Source organism: Mesorhizobium sp. INR15 (assembly GCF_015500075.1).
Classification (GTDB): domain Bacteria; phylum Pseudomonadota; class Alphaproteobacteria; order Rhizobiales; family Rhizobiaceae; genus Mesorhizobium.
Window position 1 is genome coordinate 750,883 of sequence record NZ_CP045496.1, and the last position, 24,584, is coordinate 775,466.

At 63.4% G+C, this 24,584-nt stretch carries 22 protein-coding genes; 14 read left to right on the top strand and 8 right to left on the bottom strand.

What is annotated here, in order from left to right:
* Positions 1-85: 85 nt before the first annotated feature.
* From GA829_RS36555 to GA829_RS03570, 7 genes are all read right to left on the bottom strand, one after another.
* Positions 86-2,509 (bottom strand): amidase, encoded by a 2,424-nt coding sequence (locus tag GA829_RS36555; protein WP_195177184.1) that lies wholly within the window; start codon positions 2,507-2,509, stop codon positions 86-88.
* Positions 2,506-3,219, bottom strand: a complete 714-nt coding sequence (locus tag GA829_RS03545; protein ID WP_195177185.1) for an ABC transporter ATP-binding protein — start codon at positions 3,217-3,219, stop codon at positions 2,506-2,508. The genes GA829_RS36555 and GA829_RS03545 overlap by 4 nt, the downstream gene beginning before the upstream one ends.
* Positions 3,209-4,249, bottom strand: coding sequence for a branched-chain amino acid ABC transporter permease (locus GA829_RS03550; RefSeq protein WP_195177186.1), 1,041 nt, complete (start codon positions 4,247-4,249; stop codon positions 3,209-3,211). Before GA829_RS03550 ends, GA829_RS03545 begins: the two co-directional genes overlap by 11 nt.
* Positions 4,249-5,115, bottom strand: coding sequence for an ABC transporter permease subunit (locus tag GA829_RS03555; protein WP_195177187.1), 867 nt, complete (start codon positions 5,113-5,115; stop codon positions 4,249-4,251). Before GA829_RS03555 ends, GA829_RS03550 begins: the two co-directional genes overlap by 1 nt.
* A gap of 13 nt (positions 5,116-5,128) precedes the next feature.
* On the bottom strand, positions 5,129-6,352 hold the full coding sequence (locus tag GA829_RS03560) for an urea ABC transporter substrate-binding protein (protein ID WP_308462325.1): 1,224 nt from the start codon (positions 6,350-6,352) through the stop codon (positions 5,129-5,131).
* The gene (locus GA829_RS03565; protein WP_195177188.1) at positions 6,349-7,965 is read right to left on the bottom strand and encodes a flotillin family protein; all 1,617 of its coding nucleotides are present in this window, start codon (positions 7,963-7,965) and stop codon (positions 6,349-6,351) included. The genes GA829_RS03560 and GA829_RS03565 overlap by 4 nt, the downstream gene beginning before the upstream one ends.
* Before the next feature lie 208 nt (positions 7,966-8,173).
* Complete coding sequence (locus GA829_RS03570; protein ID WP_195177189.1) at positions 8,174-9,262, bottom strand: substrate-binding domain-containing protein; 1,089 nt, start codon at positions 9,260-9,262, stop codon at positions 8,174-8,176.
* 198 nt (positions 9,263-9,460) lie between these two features.
* Here GA829_RS03570 and GA829_RS03575 point away from each other — a divergent pair, with 198 nt between their 5' ends.
* From GA829_RS03575 to GA829_RS03620, 10 genes are all read left to right on the top strand, one after another.
* Complete coding sequence (locus GA829_RS03575; RefSeq protein ID WP_195177190.1) at positions 9,461-9,895, top strand: MarR family winged helix-turn-helix transcriptional regulator; 435 nt, start codon at positions 9,461-9,463, stop codon at positions 9,893-9,895.
* A gap of 250 nt (positions 9,896-10,145) precedes the next feature.
* Complete coding sequence (locus GA829_RS03580; RefSeq protein WP_195177191.1) at positions 10,146-12,113, top strand: FAD-dependent oxidoreductase; 1,968 nt, start codon at positions 10,146-10,148, stop codon at positions 12,111-12,113.
* Between the two features lie 31 nt (positions 12,114-12,144).
* On the top strand, positions 12,145-13,881 hold the full coding sequence (locus GA829_RS03585) for a glycosyltransferase family 4 protein (RefSeq protein ID WP_195177192.1): 1,737 nt from the start codon (positions 12,145-12,147) through the stop codon (positions 13,879-13,881).
* On the top strand, positions 13,878-14,933 hold the full coding sequence (locus GA829_RS03590; protein WP_195177193.1) for a glycosyltransferase family protein: 1,056 nt from the start codon (positions 13,878-13,880) through the stop codon (positions 14,931-14,933). Before GA829_RS03585 ends, GA829_RS03590 begins: the two co-directional genes overlap by 4 nt.
* Positions 14,934-15,069: 136 nt before the next feature.
* Complete coding sequence (locus tag GA829_RS03595) at positions 15,070-15,828, top strand: SDR family NAD(P)-dependent oxidoreductase (protein WP_195177194.1); 759 nt, start codon at positions 15,070-15,072, stop codon at positions 15,826-15,828.
* Between the two features lie 184 nt (positions 15,829-16,012).
* Positions 16,013-16,327, top strand: coding sequence for an ArsR/SmtB family transcription factor (locus tag GA829_RS03600; protein ID WP_258052134.1), 315 nt, complete (start codon positions 16,013-16,015; stop codon positions 16,325-16,327).
* A gap of 26 nt (positions 16,328-16,353) precedes the next feature.
* Positions 16,354-16,764 (top strand): SRPBCC family protein, encoded by a 411-nt coding sequence (locus GA829_RS03605; RefSeq protein WP_210337730.1) that lies wholly within the window; start codon positions 16,354-16,356, stop codon positions 16,762-16,764.
* Positions 16,761-17,408 carry a glutathione S-transferase family protein gene (locus GA829_RS03610; RefSeq protein WP_195177197.1) on the top strand — a complete coding sequence of 216 codons (648 nt, stop codon included), beginning with the start codon at positions 16,761-16,763 and terminating at the stop codon, positions 17,406-17,408. The genes GA829_RS03605 and GA829_RS03610 overlap by 4 nt, the downstream gene beginning before the upstream one ends.
* Before the next feature lie 482 nt (positions 17,409-17,890).
* Positions 17,891-18,538, top strand: a complete 648-nt coding sequence (locus GA829_RS03615) for a GntR family transcriptional regulator (RefSeq protein WP_258052321.1) — start codon at positions 17,891-17,893, stop codon at positions 18,536-18,538.
* Between the two features lie 4 nt (positions 18,539-18,542).
* On the top strand, positions 18,543-19,709 hold the full coding sequence (locus GA829_RS03620) for an aminotransferase class V-fold PLP-dependent enzyme (protein WP_195177199.1): 1,167 nt from the start codon (positions 18,543-18,545) through the stop codon (positions 19,707-19,709).
* Positions 19,710-19,740: 31 nt separating this feature from the next.
* On the opposite strand, the gene GA829_RS03625 is transcribed toward GA829_RS03620, so the two are convergent.
* Positions 19,741-20,442, bottom strand: a complete 702-nt coding sequence (locus tag GA829_RS03625) for a GntR family transcriptional regulator (RefSeq protein ID WP_195177200.1) — start codon at positions 20,440-20,442, stop codon at positions 19,741-19,743.
* A 226-nt stretch (positions 20,443-20,668) separates the two neighbouring features.
* Between GA829_RS03625 and GA829_RS03630 the strand changes: the two genes are divergently transcribed.
* The 4 genes from GA829_RS03630 (at position 20,669) to GA829_RS03645 (ending at position 24,574) form a co-directional block, all read left to right on the top strand.
* Positions 20,669-21,709: an ABC transporter substrate-binding protein gene (locus GA829_RS03630; protein WP_195177201.1), complete on the top strand. Its 1,041-nt coding sequence runs from the start codon at positions 20,669-20,671 to the stop codon at positions 21,707-21,709.
* Positions 21,710-21,783: 74 nt separating this feature from the next.
* Entirely contained in the window at positions 21,784-22,869 is a 1,086-nt protein-coding gene (locus GA829_RS03635) for an ABC transporter ATP-binding protein (RefSeq protein WP_195177202.1), read from the top strand.
* Entirely contained in the window at positions 22,866-23,783 is a 918-nt protein-coding gene (locus GA829_RS03640) for an ABC transporter permease (protein ID WP_195177203.1), read from the top strand. Before GA829_RS03635 ends, GA829_RS03640 begins: the two co-directional genes overlap by 4 nt.
* Positions 23,780-24,574: an ABC transporter permease gene (locus tag GA829_RS03645; RefSeq protein ID WP_195177204.1), complete on the top strand. Its 795-nt coding sequence runs from the start codon at positions 23,780-23,782 to the stop codon at positions 24,572-24,574. Before GA829_RS03640 ends, GA829_RS03645 begins: the two co-directional genes overlap by 4 nt.
* The last annotated feature ends 10 nt before the right edge of the window (positions 24,575-24,584 follow it).

Sequence of the window (24,584 nt, forward strand, 5' to 3'; positions counted from 1 at the left end):
GGTCGCCGCCATTGGTCAGGTTGCGCAAGACAGTGATCGGCTGTTTCAGGTCATGGATGGTCGAGGTCATGGTTCCCCCTCTTCGTCACATCTTGCGCCAGTCGCCCGACTGCTCGAAGGCATGGGCGGCGCGGTAGATGGTGCTCTCCTCGTAAAAGCGGCCGACCAGCATCATGCCGACCGGCAGGCCACCGACCATGCCGCAAGGCACGCTCATGGCCGGGTGCCCGGACGCGTCGAAGGCCGACGTGTTCGGGATCATCTCGAAGGCGCGCTGGATGTGCAGCGACAGCGGCGCATCCGGCGGCGGCAGCGGCGGCGCCGTCATCGGCACGGTCGGCATCAGCAGCAGGTCATAGGTCTTGAACGCCGCGTCATAGGTGGCCCGCAGCAGCCGGCTCAGGTTCTGCGCCTTGGCGTAGAAGCGGCCGCGATAATGGGTCTGCATGTACTCGCCGACAAACATCGAGATCTTCAGCGTCTTCGACAGGTCGTCGGCGCGGGCGCGCCAGTTGGCATGAGCGTCGAGCAGGCTGGTGACGTAGAGACCTTCCCAGTTGGTGCCGAAACCGTTGCCATGCATCATCAGGTCGGTGAGCCCTTCAAGTGCGATCGGCGTCCAGATCGACTGGCCGTCGCGATGCATGGGAATGGAGGTTTCTTCCACCTGCGCACCAAGCTTGCGCAGCTGATCGCCAGCGGCGCGCACCTTGCGGTCGACCTCGGCTTCGCTCGCCGCCCAGCCGAAACCTTCGCGCAGGATACCGATGCGCAGGCCGGACACACCGCGCCCAAGCGCACTGGTGTATTTGTCGACACGCGGCGCGTATTGACGCGGATCAAGCCCGTCCGCTCCGGCGATGACTTCGAGCAGCAGCGCGTTGTCGGCGACATTCGTGGTGATCGGGCCGGCATGGTCGATGGTGATCTCGATCGGCATGATGCCGGAATAGGGGACAAGCCCATGCGTCGCCTTCATGCCGTAGGCGCCGCAGAATGCGGCGGGCATGCGGATCGATCCGCCCTGGTCGCAGCCGATCGCCATCTCGACTTCGCCGGCGCCGACAAGCGCGCCGGAACCGGAGGACGAGCCGCCAGACGTGTGACCCATCTTGTGGGGGTTGTGCACCGGTCCGGTGGCGTTGGTGTGGCTGCCGCCCGACAGGCAGAAATACTCGCAATGCGATTTGCCGACGATGGTGCCGCCGGCATCGAGGATGCGCGTGACGATGGTGGCATCGAGGTCGGGCACATAACCTTCCAGCGTCGAGGCGCCATTCATCATCGGCACGCCGGCAAGGCAGATATTGTCCTTCAGCACGATCTTGCGGCCTTCGAGGGGACCGGACGCGGCACCGCGCACCTCGCATTTATAGTACCAGGCGTTCATCGGGTTTTCCGCCGCCGACGGCCGGTATCCGGGCGTGCGCGCATACTTCACCTTGGGCAAATGGTCGGGCAGCTGGTCGATGCGATCATAGGCCTGGAAGCTGCCTTCCATCAGCTGCATGTAGGCGATGAGCTCCTCGTCGGAGAGGTGCATATGCAGGCCGCTCACCAGGCTCTTCATCTGGTCGAGGGTGGGGCGTCGGATGGTCATGTAGCTCTCCCTGTGGGCGGGCGGCGCCGTCGCGGCGGGTGATGAGGCTTTGGCCTGGCCTGTGTGGGGCTGGCCTGTGTGGGGCTGGGCTGTGTGGGGCTGGGCTGTGTGGGCGTGGATTGCGTGCGCCTGGGCCGAGGGAGACTGGACGCCCAATGCCGGCGAATTGGATTTTGGCGACAATGCCCGGCCACGGCCAAAGCCCATGAAGCTTTCGATTTCGCTGCTGCTGGCGTCGTGACCGGCCGGATCCGGCACCGCGCCGCGCTCCATGATGACCAGCCGGTCGCAGACATCGACCAGGAACTCGAGGTTCTGCTCGACGACCAGCATTGTCAGGCCGGTCTGCTTGCGGATGCGGTTGAGAGTTGCACCCATCTCCTCGATGATCGAGGGCTGGATGCCTTCGGTCGGCTCATCCAGCAGCACGATCAGCGGCTCGGCGGCAAGGCAGCGGGCAAGTGCCAGGAGCTGCTGTTCGCCGCCAGACAAGGCGCCGCCCGGCCGATCGAGCAGCCGTTCGAGGCGCGGAAAATCAGCGACCGCGTTGGTGACCGCCTCCTCGGCATCCGCCGAGGCGCAGTCGCGGTTCCAGGCGAGCCGGATGTTGTCGCGCACCGACAGGTGCGGAAAGATGCCTCGGCCCTGCGGCACATAGCCGATGCCGAGCCTTCCGCGCTCGAACGGCGCGAGGCGGGTGATGTCATCACCGTCGAACCCGACATGGCCGGCGCCTGCCGGCAGGTAGCCCATTACGGTTTTCAGCAGCGTCGACTTTCCCATGCCGTTGTGGCCGAGCACGCCGACCGCCTCGCCTTCGCCAAGCGCCAGGGAAACACCGCGCAGGATCTGGATGTCCCCATAGCCGCCGGTCAGGCCGTCGATCGTCAGCAAGGGGCGCGCGCTCACCGGCTCCTCCCGAGGTAGACATCGCGCACCAGCGGATCCTCCAGCACGTCCTCTACCGGCGCCTGGGCGATGATGCGGCCCTGATGGAAGACGGTGACGGTTTCGGCGATCTGGCGGATGAAATGCATGTCGTGCTCGACGACGATCAGCGTCGCGTGTTTGACCAGGCCGCGCAGGATGCCGACCATGCGCTCGACCTCCTCGCCGGAAAGGCCCGCGGCCGGCTCGTCAAGCAGGATCAGCCACGGCTTGCCGGCCAGCACGATGGCAAGCTCCACCAATTGGCGTTGGCCATGCGACAATTGCCCAACCGTCTCGCGGCGCAGGTCGACGATGCCAACCGCCTCCAGGGCTGCAAGTGTCGCCGCGTTTGCGTCGCCTTTGCGCCTTCGCGCGGCAAGCCAGACGTTCTCATGCACCGAAAGTCCGTTCATGACGCTCGGAACCTGCGTCTTGATGCCGACGCCGCGCCGCCCAAGCTGGAACGGCGCAAGACCGGCGACCGCTTCATCGCGCAGATAGATTGCGCCTTCGCTTGGCGTGAGCATGCCTGTCAGGCATTTGAAGAAGGTGCTTTTTCCAGCACCATTGGGTCCGATCAGACAGCGCAACTCGCGCTCGCGCAGAGCGAAGTCGACGCCATCGACAGCGGTGACGCCGCCGAAACGGACCGTCAGGCCGGTGGTTTCGAGGACGACATCACCGGACATCTGAAACGATACGCTTGCGCCGGCTTTGGCGGCGGGATTTCTTCGAAGAGGAGCGGCGCAGGCCGGCTTTGGCGAACCGGGTGACGGTCGGCACCAGGCCTTCCTGCAGGAACAGCACGACGACGATGAGCAGCACCCCCATGATAAAGGAATTGTCGACCACCGACTGATGGCCAAGCGCGAATTTGAGATAGCCGAGCAGTGCCGCGCCAATCATCGGTCCGATCAGCGTGCCGAGCCCGCCGACGATGACCCAGATGATGATCTCGGCCGACTGGCCAAGGCTGAACAGGCCGGGCGTGACGATCTCGGCCCAGTTGGCGAACAGGCAGCCGGCCAGTCCGGCGATGCCGCCGCTCACCGCAAAGGCAGCGGATTTGTAGAAGCGCACGTCATAGCCGAGCAATTCGGTGCGCTCCTCGTTCTCACGCAGCGAGACGACGATGCGGCCAAATGGTGAAAGCAGCGTCAGCCGCAGTCCGAGATAGACCAGCGCCAGCAGCGCGATGGCGAAATAGAACAGTCCGGCGCCGTAGATGTAAGTGTCCGGACTGCCGGGCACGGTGAGGGTCGGGAAGCCGGGAATGCCGTTGAAGCCGCCCAGCCGCGCTTCTCCGATACGGTAGGATGGTCCTGCGGTCGAATTGAAGAACTTGAACAGGATCAGTGTCACCACCAGCGTGACGACCGCGAGATAGACATCGCTCAGCCGGCCATAGAACATCAGCGCGCCGAGCAGTCCGGCAAACGCCGCCGGCACCAGGATAGCGAGCCCGAAGGCCACCCAGGCGCCGTCGAAATTGATCGCGGCAAGTGCGTAGGTGTAGGCGCCAAGGCCATAGAACGCCGCCTGGCCGAAGCACAATATGCCGCCGAACCCCCAGATGAAGCCGAGGCTAAGCGCCAGCATGGCATAGACGGTCAGCAAGGTGGCCGTATGCACGTCGACGATGAATGGCAGCACCAGCGCGCATGCCACCGTGCCGGCAACGACCTGGCCGGCCTCCGTCACGAGGACACGCGAATTCATCAGGTCCAGCCTTTGAAAAAGCGGCCGGTGATGCCGATCGGCATGAGCCGAAGCAGCACCACCGCGGCGACGAGTAGGGCTATCTCGCCGCCCACCGAACTTGTGACAAGGGTGAAGACCTGGGAGATGGAACCAAACAAACCAGCACTGACGATGGTCCCGGTAACCACCGAGGCGCCACCGGAAATGACGGTGATGAACGCCTTGGCGATGTAGTTGGCGCCGCTGCCGGGGCCCAGGCCGACAAGCGGCGCCAGCAGCGCGCCGGCGAGCCCGCTGAGCGCGGCACCGGCGGCAAAGGTGGTCATGTAGACATGCGAGATGTTCAGTCCGAAGGCCTGGGCCATGTCGGGCCGCTGCATGGCGCCGCGCGCGATCAACCCGGCGCGGGTGGCTTTCAGCACGATGGTGATCACCGCCATGACCAGGGCAGCGGCGGCGATAAGGAAAAGGCTATAGCCGCTGATCTGGTAGTCGCCGACCGTCAGCCCGCCGAGCGGGTTGGGAATGCCGGTCATGGTGTTGCCGAAGATCATCGAGAAGGCGCCGGTCATCGCCAGGCTGAGCCCCCAGGTCGCCAGCATGGTGTTGATGAGCCGGCCATAGAGCCAGCGCACCACAAGCCGCTCGACGATCAGCCCCCAGAGGCCGACCACCACGGGAGCCAGGACCAGCATGCAGAAATAGAGGTTCAGGCCGTTGCGGTGGCCGAGGATGGCGACATAGCCGCCAAGCGTCAGGAATTCGCCATGCGCCAGGTTGATGACGCGCATCATGCCGAAGATGACCGCGAGGCCGGAGCTGATCAGCACCAGCACCGCGATCGAATGCAGTATCTCGACAGTGACGACGACGGCGAAATCCATGTGAAGCCGCCGCTCAGATATCGATTTCGTATTGCTTGTTGTCGTCCGGGTTGGCCTTCAGGTCGCAGAATTTCTGGGTGTCGATCGGCTGGCGCTGGCTGAAGCTCTTGATGACGGCCAGAGACTGGTCGCGGATTTCCATGAGCTGCATGTCGAGCACTGCGTGGTGCGTTTGCGGGTCGATAGTCACCTTGCCGGACGGGCCATCGATGGCGAGCCCGCTTTCCAGGGCCTCGATGACCGGATCGTGGTCGACCGTGTTGGCCTTCTTGACCGCCTCGGCCCACAGATGAATGCCCTGGTAGTTGTTGACCGCGAATTCGTTGATCGTCGCGACATCGCCGAAGCGCGCCTTCCACTTGTCGAGAAAGGCCTTGGCGGCGGGCGCATCGATGCTGGGCGACCAGCTGTAGGCGACCATGATGCCGTTGCCCTCCTGCGGCGTCAGCACCAAGTGCTCGTTGCCCGATCCGAGCGTCGAGGACGCGAGCGGAATGCGGTCCTTCATGCCGGCCGCCGCCCATTGCCGGTAGAACGACAGATGCGCGCCGCCGACCAGCGCCGACAGCACGAGGTCCGGCTTGGCTTCCTGGATCTTGGCGATGGTCGCGCCGAAGTCGGAAACGTCGAGCGGGAAGAACTCGGTGGCCAGCACGGAGCCACCGCTCTGGCTGACATAATGGCTCATCCATTTGGCGGTGATCTGGCCGTAATTGTAGTCAGCGGCCAGCACATAGACCTTCTTGCCGAATTTCTCGATCGCCGCCGGCACCAGGACCTCGATCTGCTGAGCCGGCGTAATGCCGGTGCAGACGATGTTGCGGTCGCAAACGCCGCCTTCGTAGAGCACGTTGTAGAAGTAAGGAATCTTGGCCTTGCGCAAGGTTGGCCGGATGGCTTCGCGTGAGGCCGAAAGAATGCCGCCATGCACGACATGCACCTGGTCCGACCGGACAAGCTGCTGGGCGAACTGGGTATAAAGCGCCATGTCGGACTGGGTGTCGTAGGAGACTTTCTGGATCTGGCGGCCAAGCAGGCCGCCGCCGGCGTTCAACTCCTCGACCGCCAACGTAGCGGCCATGTCCATTGGCTTGCCGTAGGCGTCGAAGATGCCGGAGACGTCGAGGATCGAGCCGAGCTTGATCGGCTCGCTTGCTTGCGCAGCCCGGATGGAAGGCAGCGCCAGCGCGCCGGCTGTCGCGGCGGTCGTGGCGAGAAACTGTCTGCGATTGATCATGATGCCTGGTCCCCCTTGTTTGATTTCTGGCGGCGAGGAGGCGTTGAGGCCTCCACCGGAGCGCCGTTCCCCTGATCGAGGTCGAGATTGAGGCCGATCGACTGGCCGAGCTTCTGCATGGCGGGAAGCTGCAGGGCGAGGCTGAGAATCCCATCGACGGCGCCGCCGATTTGCGATTGCAAACCGCCGGCGCCGTCGGGCCCGCGCCCGCCCAGGCCGAGACCGGAAACGTGATTGATACGAATGGAGTCGATTTTCTCCAGCGGCTTGGCCATGCGCTCGGCAAGGTCGGGAAGCCGGTCGATCTTGTGCATGTCGAGCTTCATGCGCATCAGCGCTTCGCTCTGCTGGTTCTCGGCGGCGAACAAGGCACGCCGTGCCTCTGTTTCAGCGGCACTTTCGTGACGGCGCCCGGCCGCGCGCAGTTCGGCGGCTTCCGCTTCGCCACGCGCTTTTTCGACCAGCGAGGCGGCGTCGCCGCGCGCCCGTTCGCCGGAAGCTTCCGTGGCATGCCTGGCGCGGATCAGGGCGGCGGACCCTTCGCGCTCGGCAACCAGCCGGTCGCGTTCTGCCTGCAGCCCTTCCTGCGCCTCGACCACGGCGACACGGCCGCGCTCTGCTTCGGCCTGAACCGAGACTTCCTCGATGCGCTTGCGGGCCAGCGTGATTTCGCTGTCGATCTTGGCTGTCTCGGCGGCGAGCAGGGCCTCGACCTCCGACTGCCGCAACTGCAGATCGCTGTCGATCTCGGCCAGGCGCAGGTCGCGGGTGCGTTCGATGCGGGCCTGTTCCGCGGCACGCTGCGCGCCCTGGCGCACCGTTTCCGTCTGCGAATCGGTGTCGGCGCGCAGCCGGTCCAGCGTCAGCCTTTGCGCTATCTCGGCTTCCTGCTGCTCGCGCTCGATGTCGAGCCGGCGCTTGACGGCGGTCAGATCGGTCTGGCGCACGGCAAGGTCTGCCTCGGCCTCGATTTCGGCGCGCCGCTTGCGGTTTTCGGTGATCACCTCGGCCAGCCGGCGCATGCCGACGGCGTTGAAGGCGTTGTTCTGGTCGAGTGCTGCAAAGGCCGCCTGGTCGAGGCGGATCAGCGAGACGGATTCCAGATGCAACCCGTTCTGCTTCAGGTTTTCCGCCAGCGCATCACGCACAGCCTTGACGAAGGCGCCACGGCGTTCGTGCAAGCTTTCCATCGTGTAGGCTGCGACGATCGCCTGGACGGCGTCGATGAAACGGCCCTCGAACAGATTGCCGATCTCGTCGGGCCGCAAGGCGCGGGCACCAAGCGCCTGGGCGGCGGTGGCAACGCCGTCGATGGTCGGTTCGACACGAAGGTAGAAGGCCATTTCGACGTCGACGCGCAACCGATCCTCGGTCATCAGCGACTTTTCGCCGGCACGCTTGATCTCGATGCGCATGGTGCGCATCGGGATTTCCTCGACGCGGTGGAGGAACGGCAAGGCGATGAAACCGCCATCCATCACCACCTTCTGCCCGCCAAGCCCGGTGCGCAGCAACGCCTTCTCGCGGGTCGCCTTGCGGTAGTAGCGCTGCAGGAACGCCACGCCGATGACGATGGCGACGACCACGACAATCAGGCTGACGAGCAACGTCATACGGCTTTGGTTCCCTTCCCAGGCAGGGGGAACCTAGTCGCTAATTATTTTCCGTGTCAAACAATTATTTTCTTAGGAAAGCATTTTCATGATGACGCGGCCTCGCAGCCTGCGCTCCAGGGCTGATCCATGGCGGTTACGCCGCGTGGGTTGAAAACGGGACGGGCTGGCCCGATCCGCCACACATCGGGTGCTGGTGCAGAGCGCTCTAAGCGAAGCTCGCCAGGATCCGGAAGTCGTAGCCTTGCGCCTCGGCAAGGTAGGTGGTGGCGCAATTTTCGCGGGCCAGATCGTAGAAGCCACCGCGCACGCCCTCGCCGCCGAGCGCCTGGGGCGGGCGCCGCCAACCGTCGCCGTCGGACACTTTGGACAGCGTATCGAGGAAACGCATGCCCTCGTAGAGGCCCTGGCCGATGGTGTTGAGTGTCGGGCCGGCGTCTCCGAAGCGGCTGTGATAGCGCTCGCGGAACGAATCATTGCCGCGGTTGTCGAGCGCGCCGAAATAGCCGGAGGCGACAAAGAGCCGTTCGAGATTGGCGTCGCCGATGGCCAGCAGCATGTTCTCCTCGATGGCGCAGGAGAACCGCACGATCGACGAAGACAGGCCTGAAGCGCCAAAAGCGCGGTTGAAATGCACGGCGTCCTCGCCGACGACCGACAGCAGCAGGCCGTCCGGATTGAGTGCCTTGACGCGCTCGATGATGTGCTCGAACCGCTTGGTGCCGAACGGCACATAAATCTCGTCCAGGATCTGCTGGCCACGGCGCTGGAAATGGCGCTGCACGATGCGATGCGTGGTGCGCGGCCAGATGTAGTCGTTGCCGATCAGCATCCAACGGCGCGCGTCGAAACGCTCGGCCAGCCAGTCAAGCCCGGGCAGCAATTGCCGCGCCGGCGTCTCGCCGATGCAGTAGACGCCACGGCCAACCTCACCGCCTTCATAGAGCGGAGTGTAGACATAGGGCACGCGCCCGCCGATCCGCTCCGCCAGCGCGGTCCGCACATCGGATGTGTGCATGCCGACCAGCGCGTCCATCTGGCCGTTTTCGAGCATTTCCTGGGCGATGTCGGCGACTTCCTCGCCGCTGCGGCCCGCATCGACAATGCGCAGCACGATCTCGCGGTTCTGCAACCCGCCGCGCGCGTTGATCTCGGCCGCGGCAAGTTCGGCGCAGGAACGGCAGGACGGGCCCCATATTCCCGCGGCACCGCTGACAGGAATGAAGAGGCCGACGTCGACCCGGTCGCGCCGCCGCGAATTGATGCTGAGGTCGCCCGGCCGCCGCAATTGGCTCATGCCCGCCGATTCCTTTGCGACGATGCATTGTGGCACCGTCTTTTAGGCTCCTGTCCGCATCCCGGCGGGTGGCGCCATTTCTGTTCCCGAAGCGAGAATGACGTGCTTCCGCTGGCAGCGCAATATGAATGATTGCCGAGGAAACAAAAAAACTCTAGGTTGCCGACTTGGATGATGTCTAAAACGTAAACACGGACCATGCCCGAAACGCCAGCCACCCGCCAGCTGCCCGATCTGCTTGCCCAGGTGCATCGTGAGATTCACACCGATCTCAGCCGCATCCTGGCCGGCAATGGCGGCCTGCCTGTGGAACAGTGGCGGATCCTTTCGATCCTCGCCGAACGCGATGGCTTGTCGATGGGCGAGCTCTCCGACCAGGCCTTCATGGCGATCTCGGCGCTGTCCAAAACCATCGACCGCATGGTTTTTCGTGCGCTCGTCCATCGCCGGCAGGACAACGCCGACCAGCGCCGCGTGCTGATCCACATCACTTCCTTTGGCCATGAGATGCTGCGCAGCCGGGCTCCGGCCGTCGAGCGCTTCTGCGACGACCTTACGGCGTCGCTTGGTCCTGATGATTCGCAGCGGCTCGAAAGCCTGTTGCGCGCCATCCTTGCCGCGCGCGGCAGCTGATAAAAGCACTTCCTAATATTTCCATCGACTGACTTGCTTGAGCCGGCCTCGAACAACTGGCCGCTTTTCTTCGAATTCCTTAAGTTTTTACGTATTCGTTGCTTGGCTGCGAAGCCATATGAATTGATCTCAAGGAAAATTCCGAGCCAGAGATTGACAGGAGAAAGCATCTCGACGATTATTTGCCGAGGAAAATAATTTACAGCTTTACATTACTGTCCATTCAACACGCTTTCGAGGAGGAATGCGCATGCGGCCCGGTTTTGAAAAGCAGGTACCCTATACTCGCAACGCTTCCGCCAATCCCTGGCTCCCCGACTATCCCAATTCGCCGGATTTGCGGTTCAACTACTTCAAGCTGCTCAATGATTCCTGGGCGGCCAGCCGGCCGATCGGCACCGCTCCATCGGGCGCCAGGAAGATGGTTGGCGTCATCGGCGGCGGCGCCGCCGGCATGGCGGTGGCGCGCGAATTGTGGCGCTCCGGCTATGCCGTGCGCATCATGGAAGCGAGCCCGCGCGTCGGCGGACGGCTTTACACCCAGCGGCCGCCGTCCGGCGCCTTCACATCCTATGAATTCGGCGCCATGCGCATGCCGTTCTTCAATGACGAGGCGGGCGGCGAGACGCCGCAGCAGTCGACCAACTGCGTGCTGTCCTACTACCTCAACAAGGACCAGCAGTGGAACGGCAACCCGGTCAAGACGTTCGCGATGCTGAACGACTTCCCCAACCCCGGCAAGACCGCCGGCGGCACCGGTATCTACATGAACAGTGGCTATGGTCCGAACGATACCTATCCCACGCCGACGCTGATCCCGTGGCCGAACGGCGGCCAGCCGCAAAACCCGGATCTGCTGAAGGTCGCGGCCAAGGTCGACGCGCTCATCGACCTGTTCACCAAGAACATCGCGCCGGTCTATGCCCAGGATGGCCCGGCCTGGGACACGCTCTGGCAACAGATCGCCAAGAACTACGACAAGATGTCGTTCAGCGACCTGGTCTTCACCGACCCGGTCGTCAATTACAAGAACGACGGCTGGTTCGGCGGCTTCGGCATGAGCGCGTATGAGTCAGACCTGTTTTATACGATCGGAACTGGCGACGGCAGCTGGGGCGCGTTCTATGCGATCAGCGCCATGTGGTTCATCCGCTGCGTCATGTTCGGTTACAGTTCGGACCTGCAGACCGTCAGCGGGCTGAACAATGCCGGCTACTTGCCGATGTACAATGCGACCCCCATCGACAACAACGGGCGGCCGCTGGAAAAGCCGTTCTATCGTGGCATCCAGTCTCTCGTTGAACTGATGTTCTACCTGCAGGCCCCGGGCGCGGCCAGGTCGCTCTACAGCGCCTGCAGGGACGGCAATGACGTCAGCGCGGCGTTCTACGTCAACACGACGGTCAGCAAACTCGTCCGCAATGCCCAGAACACGATCGACGTCTACTGGAATGACGCCGCATCACCCAGCATGACGATGGACTATGTCGTCATCACCGCGCCGATCTGGTCGACGCAGCTGTCCATCGATTTTCAGGGTTTCGACAACCAGACAATGCTGCCCTGGCAGGTGCCGGCGGCAATTCAGCAGCAGCATCTGATCGCCAGCGCCAAGGTGTTCTTCCCGCTCTACAAGGCCTACTGGAACCTGCCGAACGTCAAGATACCGCAGCTGATCGTCACCGACACATTCGTGCAGGACGCCTATGGCCTGCAATGGAGCACCGACAACAACGACGCCGCGATCCTGGCCAGCTACACCTGGGAAGACGATGCGGTGAAGCTGATCTCAGTCGACGACACCACCTTGAAGCGCAAGGTTCTGGACGAGCTTGACCTGATCACCACCTCGACGCTCGGCCAGAGCATCCGCAACTATATCGATGCCAATGCCGGTGTCGTCTTCCAGTGGACGCTGCAGCCGACCTATCACGGCTGCGCCAAGCTCTACCGGCAGCGCGCATGGGAGCAGTGCTACGACCTGCTTGCCTACAACCAGACCTACTCCAGGGCCTCCAGCATCTATTTCGCCGGCGAGTCCTACGGCGTCGAGGGCGGCTGGACCGAGCCAGCACTGCGCACGGCGATGGATGCCGTCATCCACCTCATCCAGAATTCGGGTGGAGCGTTCAACAACGGCTTCCAGTTCACCAACTACCCGAAATACGACACGGCCTTCACGCCCAACGAGAGATACCCGCAGACGGGGACGACATGAGCAAGCGGATGAAAAACCTCGCGGTGGCGGCATGAGCGCCGCCTCCGCGCAACCTGTTCGGCTGGCCGACGAGCGCCGGCCGAACTGTGCCATCCACTTCATTCCGGAGGCCTATGAGGGCGACAAGCCAATGGTCGTCGGCCGCCAGTCGGCGGGCGCCGGGTTTCTCGACGCACTGGTCTCGCATGGCGGCGTCGACAAGCTTTACTGCCTGACCGATACGCCGCAGATCTACCAGGCTTTCCGCGACCGCGTCAGCCATGGCGCGCCGACGACGCCCACTGAATGGATCAAGCCGTTCGATGCTGACAGGCTGGAGGAGGCCGGCTGCATCTTCATGCCGGGGCCGATCATTTCCGAGGGCGCGTGGATGCGCCGCTATGTCGGCGAACGGCGCTACAGCGTCTGCGGCATCACCCATTCGGTCGCGACCGAACGCGTCATTCGCAGCATTCGCGACTTCATGGTGGCGCCGACACAGCCCTGGGACGCGCTGATCTGCACATCGGTCTCGGCCCGGCAGGCGATCGGCCATATTTTCGAGACCTGGGGCGAGTACCTGGCCTCGCGCGGTTTCAGCGTCGGCGAGACGCCGGTGCAGTTTCCTGTCATTCCGCTCGGCGTCCATCTCGAGCGCTTCAGGCGCACCGACGCCAAGCTCGCCGAGGGTGCCCGCCTGCGCGCGCAACTTGGCCTCGAGCCCGACGACATACTGGTGCTCAATTTCGGCCGTCTCGACTTTCGCTCGAAGGCGCACCCGGTGCCGCTGTTTCGCGCGCTTGAGCTAGCGTCACGGCGCATGAGCAAGGGGCGCCTGCATCTGGCGATGGTTGGCCAGTTCAACGACCCGATGAGCCAGCATGAATACCGCAACGCGCGGCAGCTGTTCTGTCCTTCGGTTCCCACACACTGGATCGACGGCGCTGATACGCACACCGCGGATGCCTCCTGGTTCGCCGCCGATATGTTCGTTTCGCTGCCCGACAATGTGCAGGAGAGTTTCGGCCTGACCCCGGTCGAGGCCATGGCGGCATCATTGCCCTGTGTGGTCAGCGACTGGAACGGTTACAAGGAGACGGTTGTTGATGGCGAAACCGGCATTCGCATCCCGACGATGCTCGCGCCGGCGGGTGCGGGTGTCGAGCTTTCGGACGAGCATGCGCGGGCGAGCTTCGACCATTTCACGCTGATCACCTACACCGCGCAATGCACCGCGGTCGACATCGACGCCTGCGCCGATGCCATCGCGCGCCTTGCCACCGACGCTGATTTGCGCCGGCGCATGGGCGATGCCGGGCGCAAGCGCGCCGAGACGGTCTACGACTGGCGCAAGATCATCGTCAACTATCAGGCGCTGTGGGCCGACCTTGCCGAATTGCGCCGCGAGGCCAAGACGGTCGGCGCGCGCGACACGACGCGCCAGACCGTGCATCCCGACTACCCCGATCTGTTCGCGATGTTTTCCGGCCATCCGTCGCGCCCGATGGATGCCCAGATGATCGCGACGATCGCCGACCCCGACCCGGAAGGCGCGCTGCAGCAGATCCGCTCGCTCGGCATGAACGGCGCTGCCCGTCCGGTCATGCTCGACGATTTCGAGATCGACCGCATCGTGCGCAACCTCGCCGCCGGCCCGCAAAGCGTCACCGCATTGCTCGACAAGCTGCCGGAGGCACGGCGCACGACAGGGCTGCGCTCGATGATGTGGCTGTGCAAGTTCGGCATCATCACGCTCACACCTTCCAAGGATGCGGGCATCCACCGATGAGCACGCCGGCGGTCTGCTATCTCCTGTCGAACTACCGCAGCCATCGCCGTGCCGGCCTCGACAACCGGCAAGCGCTGATGGATGCCGGTGTCCGCCTGGTCGACGACCCCGGGGATGCCGAAATCGTCGTGCTGCATGACGAGCCGTGGTCCTATCCTGGCTTTCTGCGCGCCTATCCGGTGCTGCGCGAACGGCATGTCATCGCCTATGCCGTGTGGGAGCCAGACCGCTTGCCGCCGGATGGCCTGCGCCGGCTCGGCCTTGTCAACGAGATATGGACCAGTTCGTCCTACTGCCGCGAGATCATGCAGGCAGCGGGCCGCCCGGTGACGATCATTCCGCATATCGTCGCGCCGGCAGCGCCTGACAGGATGGCGAGCCAGGCCCTGCGCACGCAGCTCGGCCTCGATGACAGCCGTTTCATCTTCTACACGATCTCCAAGATCGAGGAGCGCAAGAACATCGAAGCCGGCATCCGCGCCTTCGCCAGGGCGTTTCCCGATGGTGGGCCGGCCTATGTGGTCAAGACCCCCGGCGACCTGCCGGCGGACCTCGCGGCGGTGCCTGGGGTGATCGCCTGGAGCGATCTTGCCGGGGACAGCGAAATCGCCGCCCTGCATGACATCGGCGACTGCCTGGTCAGCCCGCATTGCGCCGAGGGTTGGGGGCTTTGCATGTCTGACGCCATGTCGAACGGCAATCTCGTCGTGGCGACCGGTTTCAGCGGCAACATGGAGTATATGAACGACGACAATTCCCTGCCCGTCGACTTCACGCTCGAGGTCATCCGCACGCCGGACACGCGGGCACGGTTCGGCTTTTCGACGCAAGAGCCGCGCTGGGCCTATGTCGATGAGGACGATCTTTGCCGCAAGCTGCGCAGCGCCCATTACCGGTGGTCCGATCACGATATCAGGCGCGCGGCGGCAAAGGCATCCATGACGGCATTCAGCGCCAAAGCTGTCGGCCAGCGGATGGTTGACCGGCTGACGGCGCTCTCCGCTGATCAGGCGGAGCCTGGCGAGCGCCTCCGGCTCGTCCGCTTCGGGTAAGGCGCCGATCTCGCCCCCTTCGGGACATCCTCCAGATCCGTATGCTACAGCGGTCGCGTGACCGCGATTGCAGCGGCGCCCTTGCCGGCCACCCGGCAAGGATCGATGCAACCTTCCGAAGGAGCCTGATTTGGCCGTGAGCACCACCAGGATCAGGCGCGCCCTGATCACCGGCGCCGGAGCGGCTGACGGCATCGGCATTGCCATTGCCCGTCAGCTCGGCCTTGCCGGCCATGCCGTGTTCCTCAACGGCGCCAGCGTGCGCGTAAACGACCGCGCCGCCGAGCTTCGCTCTGAAGGCATCGATGCCACAGCCGTGGTCGCCGATCTCACCATCGCGGCGGAGGTTGAACGGCTGCGGGCAGCAGTCGGTGCTGTCGATATCCTGGTCAACAATGCCGGCATGGGATCGCTGGCATCGCCATCGGTCGACAAGGCTTTCCTGTCGATGAGCGAGGCCGAGTGGGATCAAGGCATCGAGGTCAGCCTGAAAACCGCGTTTCTGGTCACCAAGGCATTTCTGCCGGCGATGGTCGAAGCCGGCTATGGGCGTATCGTCAATGTCGCGTCAGTCACCGGGCCGCTGGTGTCCTTCGAGGGCACCGCCGCCTATTCCGCCGCCAAGGCCGGCATGGTTGGCCTGACGCGCACGCTGGCGCTGGAAGTGGCGAAAAACGGCATCACCGCCAATGCCGTGGCGCCCGGCTGGATCGAAACGGGCTCATCAAGCGCCATGGAGCGGACGGCTGCCTTGCACACGCCGCCGGCACGCGCCGGCCGGCCCGACGAGGTCGCCGCTGCTGTGGTCTTCCTGGCCTCCGAGGGCGCCAGCTATGTCAACGGCACCTTGCTGGTAGTCGACGGCGGCAACAGCCTTCAGGAACGCAAGGGCTAAGCACCCCAATAGACCCCCCTGTCATTTCTCGAGATCTCGAATGGCTTGATCAGCCATGCGCGCAAGTCGTGCGACCTGCCGGGCAATCCGCTTTGACCCGAAGCGGGGCTTGCAGCCGCGCGGTTGACATCGGTGGCAAACATAGCCAATACTTCGCTATATGGTGAAGTATCAAGCATCAGCCATGGACCGCACATTTTTCGCGCTTGCCGACCCCACTCGGCGACACGTTCTGCTGCGGCTGAAGGAGGAACCCGAGCTGTCGATCAGTGAACTTGCCCGGCCATTGTCCCTGAAACTTCCTGGGTTGATGAAACATCTGGACGTGTTGTCCGACGCCGGATTGATCACGCGGGTCAAAACCGGCCGCACCGTGTCGGTTCGCGTTTCGGCCGCGCCGATGCTTGAAGCGATGGAGTGGCTCAGACGATATGAGAGCCTCTGGACGGTGAGCCTGGATCGGCTTGTGGCTCTGGTTGAAGAGGGTGGCGAGCCATGACCGTCAGTCTTCCCAGCGTGACGATCGTGCGCAGGATCAAGGCTCCGCCCGCCAAGGTCTGGGCGGCGATCACGCAGCCGAATTTGATGTTGCGATGGTGGGGCCCTGATGCGGGGCCGACACTCAGCGCCGTGGCGGACGTTCGCCCGGGAGGGCAGTTCAGCGTCGTATTTCGCCTGCTCAATGGCGACGAACACAACCCAACCGGAATTTATCAGGAAGTCATCCCTGAGCGGAAACTGGCTTTCACCTGGGATCTGCCCGAGACCTCCGAACCGGTGTCCCTGGTGACATTCCTGCTCAGGCCTTTTGAGGGCGGCACGGAACTGACCTTGATGCACGAGCATCTTCCGAACGAGGATGAGCGCAAAAGTCATGAGGACGGCTGGAACGGCCTCGTCGACAAACTTTCAAGTTTTCTTGGAGATTTCGAATGAGCGACCTGATCGTTTGGACCTTCGATTGGGTGCCCGAGGGGCCGCGTGGCTTTGTGCGCGACATACGGCTGAGATGGGCGTGCGAGGAAGCCGGACTGGCCTATGACGTGCGAACAGTCCCTTTCGAAGACCGTGGACCCGACCATTTGGCACGTCAGCCATTCACCCAGGTTCCGTTCCTGAGCGATGGCAAGCTTGAAATATTCGAAAGTGGCGCGGGACTGCTGCATCTGGCCCGAAAAAGCGAAAAGCTGATGCCACGCGATCCTGTCGGAGAAGCCCAAACGCTTGAATGGACGATCTCCGCGCTCAACTCGATCGAAATGGCTTCAGTTCCCTGGTGGTTCCTGGAGGTCACCGGCGCCAAGGACAACGGCCTGACCGGCTGGCTGCAAAGCCGGCTTGACCACATGGAACGCGTCCTGAAGGAACGAGAATGGCTGGCCGCCGACCGCTTCACCGTCGCGGACCTGCTGATGGCCGATGTTCTGCGCGTGGCACGGGTTCGTTCTTTCGGAGATAGACCGGCGACGGAATCCTATGTGAAGCGGATCACGGAGCGCGCACTCTTCAAGAAAGCCCATGCCGATCAGATGGCGCACTTCGCAGCAGGTGACGCCAGGCACTCCGCCAGCAAGAGCTGATCTATCAAGGTCTGCTGGCATGGCGTGACGGTGCGGGACGCTTCCTGCGACATCGCGCGCTCAAGCATCCGCGTCGCTGTAGCGACGTCTTCGCCGCGATCCGCCTGCCGCCGCCTTTTCCCTGCGGCCATCGGCGCCGCGCTGCTGGCTGCTCGACAGCCCACTCAAGCCACCGCGAAATGCGCTGGAGCAGCCTGGGCCATCGTTCATCATTCCAGCCGAGCGCATGGGCCGACACAAGCATCCGGGATCAGAGCGCAACAAAATAATTGACAACTGGTTTTTGGATCCATTAATTATGGTTCTTTCCAGCGTGATGGCCAATGGATGGCCATCACGCTGGAAGACGATGACTTGAGCGATAGCCTCAGGCCGGAGCCGTCATTCGGCACGGTCGCAAGGGCGAAATTCAAGGCGCCGCTAACCAGGGTCTGCCAATGCGTCCGAAATCCCCTACTCTCGACATATTGTCCACCTTGCCGATGGGCGGCGGACGGCCGCTGACCGTCGCGGAATATGTGGCCGATGTCCTGCGGCGCGGCATTATCCAGGGCGAATTGCCTTCGGGGGCCGAGCTTCGGCAGGAAGATGTCGCGGCGCAGCTGAATGTCAGCCGGATGCCAGTTCGCGAGGCGCTGCGGATGCTGCAGTCCGAAGGCTGGGTCGTCGTCGAGCCAAGGCGTGGCGCGGTGGTGGCGTCCGTCGAACCCGGTGACATCCGCGAGACGTTTCAACTGCGCGCCGATATGGAGCAGGCGGCACTTCGCCGGTCTATTCCGCTGCTGACCGACGAGCGGCTGCGAGACGCCGCCACCCTTCTCGACCGGATGGATCGGGCATCATCGCTCGACGATTATCTTTCCCTGCACAAGAAGTTCCACCTGGCGCTGACCGTGGGCGCGGGGCGCCGTTACACCGGCCTCATATCGGAACTGATCGATCTTTCGGACCGGTACTTGCGGCTCGAACTCACCACCCTTGCCAACCATGACGAGTCGCAGGCCGAACACCGGGCCATCCTTGAGGCTTGCCGGCTGGGCAAGATCGACGAGGCGATCGCCCAGATCGGCCCGCACATCGCCGAAGCGGGCGACGACCTGGCGCGGACCCTGGAAAGCAAGAAGGCCTGATGACATGATCGACGTCAAACGCGTGCGCGAACAAACGGCCTCCTGCGGGCGGCATGTGCATTTCAACAATGCCGGCGCATCGCCAATGGCCGATCCAGTCAAGTCGGCGGTGATTGCCCATATCGAGAAAGAGGCCGAGATGGGCGGCTATCGCGCCGCACGGGAGGCATCAGCGCAGATCGACGATTTCTATGATGCGTTCGCCGCCCTTCTGAACTGCGAGCGGACCGAAATCGCCTATGTGGAAAACGCCACCCGCGCGTGGGATTCAGTGTTTTACGGCTTCGACTTCAAGCCCGGTGACCGCGTCGTCACCTGCATGTCGGAATATGGCAGCAACTATCTCGCCTTTCTCCATCTCGCCCGCACCAAGGGCATCATCATCGACGTCGCCGCCAACGACGCGAGCGGACAGGTTTCCGTCGCCGCCATCAGGCAACTCATCACCTCTCGAACGCGCCTCATCGCGATCACCCACGTCCCGACGCAAGGCGGGTTGGTCAATCCGGCGGAAGAGGTTGGCGCCGTTGCGCGCCAGAACGGGATACGCTTCCTGCTCGATGCCTGCCAGTCGATCGGGCACCTGCCACTCGACGTGAAGGCGATCGGCTGCGACTTCCTCTCCGGCACGGGCAGAAAATACCTGCGCGGCCCACGCGGCACCGGGGTTCTCTACGCGAACATGCAAGCGCTGGCGGAGATCCATCCGCCCTTCGTCGACATCGGCGCGGCGAAGTGGGTGTCTCGCGACGGCTACGAATTGCTCCCGGACGCCCGGCGGTTTGAAAACTGGGAATACCATGTCGCCGGAAAGATCGGCCTTGCCGCCGCCGTTCGCTATGCACTTAATCTCGGGGTGGATGCGACGTGGGCGCGTATTCGCGGCCTTGCCGACATGCTGCGCGGCGAACTGGCACGGGACAGCCGCATCCGCCTTGGCGACCAAGGTGAGAAAAAATGCGGCATCGTCACCTTCCATCGGGACGATGAGCACCCGCAAGACACCATGCGGCGGCTGGAAGACGCCAGGGTTTCCGTCTCGGTCTCCGAGCAGTGCGACGCGCGGCTTGACCTGGAAGCGCGCGGGATCGCTTCCCTGGTCCGCACCTCTGTCCACTATTTCAACACCGAGGCCGAGATCGAAAAGGTATGCCGCATCGCGCTGGCTTGAGGGATTCGCCGGGCAACAGATCCAGGTAGGCTCAGGAGGCCTTGGCGAGGAACGTCTGGTAGTCTGACTTCGCCTGCAACAGGCGCAGCACGTTCTCGCGTGATCCCCGCACATGGGCGCGGGCGAGCATGCCGGCGCGCTTGGCGTCGTTGGCGCAGATCGCCGCGACGATCCCGGCGTGCTCGTCGCGGGCGATCTTCCATTCGTCAAGCCAGAGCAGTTCGGTCCAGACATAGTGCTGACACTTGTCGAGTATGCCGCACAGCATGCCGTGCAGCATGACATTGCCGCTGATCTCGGCAATCACGCGGTGCAGGTCGATGCCGACCTCCAGCTCCTGGAATTTTTCCTTGGTGGTGCGATCGGGAATGGCGGCCAGCCGCTCGCATTCAGCCAGCATGGCGCGAAGACGGGCCTTGTCCTTCTCGGTCGCTGCCGCGGCCGCCAGTTCCGTGGCATGGCCGTCGAGCAGTTCGCGGATGTCGAAGGCCTCGCGGAACATGTTGATGTCGAACTCGGTGACAGCATAGCCTTGCCTCGGCCGGCCGTTGACCAGCCCATCGCGCTCCAGCCGGTTGAAAGCTTCGCGCACCGGGGTGCGGCTGACATTGAGTTTTGCCGCGATGTCGCTCTCGGTGACGCGTGCGCCCGGCGGAATCTGGCCAGTCACGATCATCGCCTTGAGCGAGGTGTAGACCGAGTCGCGCAGCGTGTTTTTCGTTTCCTTGGCCAAAGATCCGCTTTCCGTTTTCCGGCGCGTGGCCGGGCATTGCCCCGTTTGTAGCCGCAGTCGGCTTAATTTGCCACGCCGGCGACGCCCTCTCTCACAGGCTGGGCGAGCACAAATTGATGGCATCGACCGGTGTTGACAAGCTCGATCTCTCGGCTACATTCAAAATTGTATACAAAATCGCATGCCAAATCAAAAACAAATGGGAACACCGGTTGGAGAACCGAAAATGAACAGGACCAGCAGCTTCAGTGCCTTTGCGATAGCCGGCCTCATCGCATCGGTGGCAATGCCCGCCGTCGCCGCCGATACGATCACCGTTGCCTCATGGGGCGGCACCTATCAGGAGGCGCAGGCAAAGGCGTTTTTCAAGCCGACGGCAGACGCGCTCGGCATCACCATCAAGGAAGACACGACCAACGGCCTCGACGATGTCCGGCTGCAGGTGACCGGCAATGCGGTGAAGTGGGACATCACCGAACTCGGCGCCGACGAATGCGCGCGCGGCTCCAAGGAGGGGCTGTTCGAGAAGCTCGACTACGGCATCATCGACAAGAGCGGCATCAACCCCAAGCTTGTGCATGACGACTGGGTCGGCATTTCCTACACTTCCGTCGTGCTGATCTACCGGACCGACGTGTTCGGCGACAAAGGCCCAAAAACCTGGGCGGATTTCTGGAACGTTGAGAAGTTTCCGGGCCGGCGCGCGCTGAGCGGCAGCCAGCCCACCGAAACGCTGAGCGTTGCCGCGCTTGCCGAAGGCATACCGATCGACAAGGTCTATCCCGTCGACATCGACGGCGCGCTGAAATCGGTCGACAAGATCCGTGGCCATGTCGACGCCTGGTGGACATCGGGCGCGCAGGCCATGCAGCTGTTGAAGGACGGCGAAGTCGACATGGCGAGCATCTGGAACGGCCGCGCCGGCACCTTGAAGAAGGAAGGCGCGCCGGTCAGCTTCTCGTTCGACCAGGGTGTGCTCACCGCCGACTGCATGGTCATCCCCAAGGGCGCCAAGAACAAGGACGCGGCGATGAAGGCGCTGGCGATGTTCGTCAGCCCGCAATTGCAGGCCAACCTGCCGCTCTATGTCGACAATGGTCCGGTCAACGAGAAGGCGTTCGAAACCGGCAAGATCCCGCCGGAGCGGATCAAGGACATCAATTCGGCGCCGGAGAACGTCAAGAAGCAGGTGCTGCAGGATGCCGAATTCTGGCGCGACACCCTGGTCGAGGCGACAGAGAAGTTCAACAACCTGATCCAGCAATAGGCCGGAACCCCTGACTTGGCGGGGCGGCACGAGCGTCGCCCTGCTCCCTCAGTCTCTGCCCAGGAGAAACAATCTTGTCCATTGCGCCATCCGCGCTGCCGATCGGCATGCGCGCGATCGAGAAACGATTTGGCAGCGTCTCGGTGCTGCGCGACCTGAACCTCGATGTCGCCGCCGGCGAGTTCCTGACGTTGCTTGGTCCCTCGGGGTCGGGAAAGACCACCCTGCTGATGATCCTGGCCGGTTTCGTTCGGGCCAATGCCGGCTCCATCAAGGTCGGCGACGAGGAGATCATCACCACACCGCCGCACCGGCGCAACATCGGCATGGTGTTCCAGAACTATGCGCTGTTCCCGCATATGAATGTCTTTCACAATATCGCCTTCCCGCTGAAACAGCGCCGCGTGCCTGCCATCGAGACGAAAGATCGTGTCGAGAAGGCGCTGGAGCTGGTGAAGCTGCAGGGTCTCGGCGAGCGGCGGGTCGACCAGCTTTCCGGCGGCCAGCGCCAGCGCGTGGCGCTGGCCCGCGCCATCGTCTTCGAACCGCGCATCCTGTTGATGGACGAGCCGCTGTCGGCGCTGGACAAAGGTCTGCGCGAGCACATGCAGATCGAGCTGCGCGGCCTGCACCGGCGGCTCGGCATGACGACGGTCTATGTCACGCATGATCAGCGCGAAGCCATTACCATGTCGGACCGCATCGCGGTGATGAACGCCGGCTGCATCGAGCAGCTCGACCGTCCCGAAACGCTTTACGCGACGCCGAGGACAAAATTCGTAGCCGGCTTCATAGGCGAATCGAATTTCATCCCGGTGGAATGCCGCAACGGTTCGGTCTGGTACGAGGACAGGCGCGTCCATACCGCGACACCGGCGCCAGCTTCGGGCCAGCATTTGATGGTGGTGCGGCCGGAAAAGCTGCGGCTGCTGTCCAGCTTAGAACCGGCCAATGGCGTTAATGTGCTGAGCGCCACGGTCGGCGACATCATCTACCAGGGCGACAGTTTCGTCTGCTACGCCTCGCTGCGCGATGGCCGCCAGCTGACCTTGCGCGATTATTGCCGCAGCGATGTGCTGGCCAGGATGCCGGCGGTGGGGCAACCGATCACGCTTGGCCTCGATGCGCAGGACACGATCCTGGTGGCGGCGGATTCATGACCATGTTTCCCGTCTTCGCCGATGCCGCCGGCAGACCCGGCTTGAACGCGCCGGCACTGCGTGCCGATGCGCGGCGCGAGTCCTGGCGGTTGCTTGCGCTGCTGGCGCCGAGCCTGTTCCTGGTCTGCGCCATCATCATCATACCGATCGGCTGGCTGTTCTGGCTGTCGCTGTTCGATGAGGCCGGCGCGCTGAGCACGTCGAACTACGCCCGCTTCTTCGAGCAGGCTTCCTACGTCAAGACCTTCATCACCACGTTCAAGGTGGCCTTCGTCGTCACCGGCGCTTGCGTGCTTCTGGGCTATCCCCTCGCCTACATGCTGTCGCAGCTGCCGCGCCGGGCGGCGTCGATCTGCCTGATCTTCGTTGTCCTGCCGTTCTGGACATCGGTGCTGGTGCGCACCTATGCGTGGCTGGTGATCCTGCAGCGCAAGGGCCTGATCAACAGCTGGCTGATCGACCTCGGCGTCATCAGCCAGCCGCTGTCGCTGGCGAACAATTTTTCCGGCGTCGTCATCGGCATGACGCATATCCTGCTGCCGTTCCTGGTGCTGCCGCTCTACGCCTCGATGAAGACCATCGACACGGATTGCCTGCGCGCCGGCATGAACCTTGGCGCGGGGCCGGCCGCCACCTTCCGGCAGATCTTCTTTCCGCTCTCGCTGCCCGGCCTTGCCTCCGGCGTGGTCATCGTCTTCGTGCTGTGCCTCGGCTTCTTCGTCACACCTGCGCTAATGGGCGGCGGCAAGGTGATCATGTGGGCGATGCGCATGGAACAGACGACCAGCCTCTATTCCAACTGGGGTGCGGGCGCTGCACTCGGCGTCGTGCTGCTGGTGGTGACGCTGGCGCTGCTCGGCCTGTTCCAATGGCTGCTCGGCGCGCGCGCCACCGGCGTGTGGAGTTCGCGATGAACGGAAGCCTGCCAATCTCGCACTGGCAACGCCTGTGGCTCTATGCGCTGGGCGGCCTCGTGCTGTTGTTCCTGATCGCGCCGTCGGTCATCATCGTCATCATGTCGTTTTCGGATTCGACGCTGCTGCAGTTTCCGCCACAGCAATGGTCGCTGCGCTGGTACCAGAGCTATTTCCAGTCGGTGGAATGGCGCGACGCCACCATTGTCTCGGTCAAGGTGGCTGTGATGACGGTGCTGGTGGCGACGCCGCTCGGCACCGCCGCCGCCTATGCCATCAACCGGGGCACGCTGCGTTTCAACGGCACCATCAACGGGCTGCTGACGGCATCGCTGATCATCCCGGTGATCCTGATCGGCATCGGCACCTTCTTCCTCTATGCCCGCATCGGCCTCAACAACACGCTGACAGGGCTGGTCATCGCGCACACGGTGCAGGCCCTGCCGCTGGTGGTGCTGACGGTGCTTTCGGGCCTGCGCTCCTATGACATGAACCAGGAGCGCGTGGCGCGCAGCCTCGGCGCCGGGCGCATCGCCGCCTTCCGGCAAGTAACCATGCCGCAGATCCGCTTTTCGATCGTCTCGGGCGCGCTGTTTGCCTTCATCACCTCCTTCGACGAGGTGGTGGTGTCGCTGTTCATATCGGGCGGCGAGACGACAACCCTGACGCGGCGCATGTTCAACGCGCTGCGTGACCAGATCGACCCGACCATCGCCGCGATCTCGACCTGCCTGATCGTGCTGTCGGTCGCGCTTCTGGTCATCGCGCAGACCTTCGGCCGCCGTGCTTGATTTCAGCTGG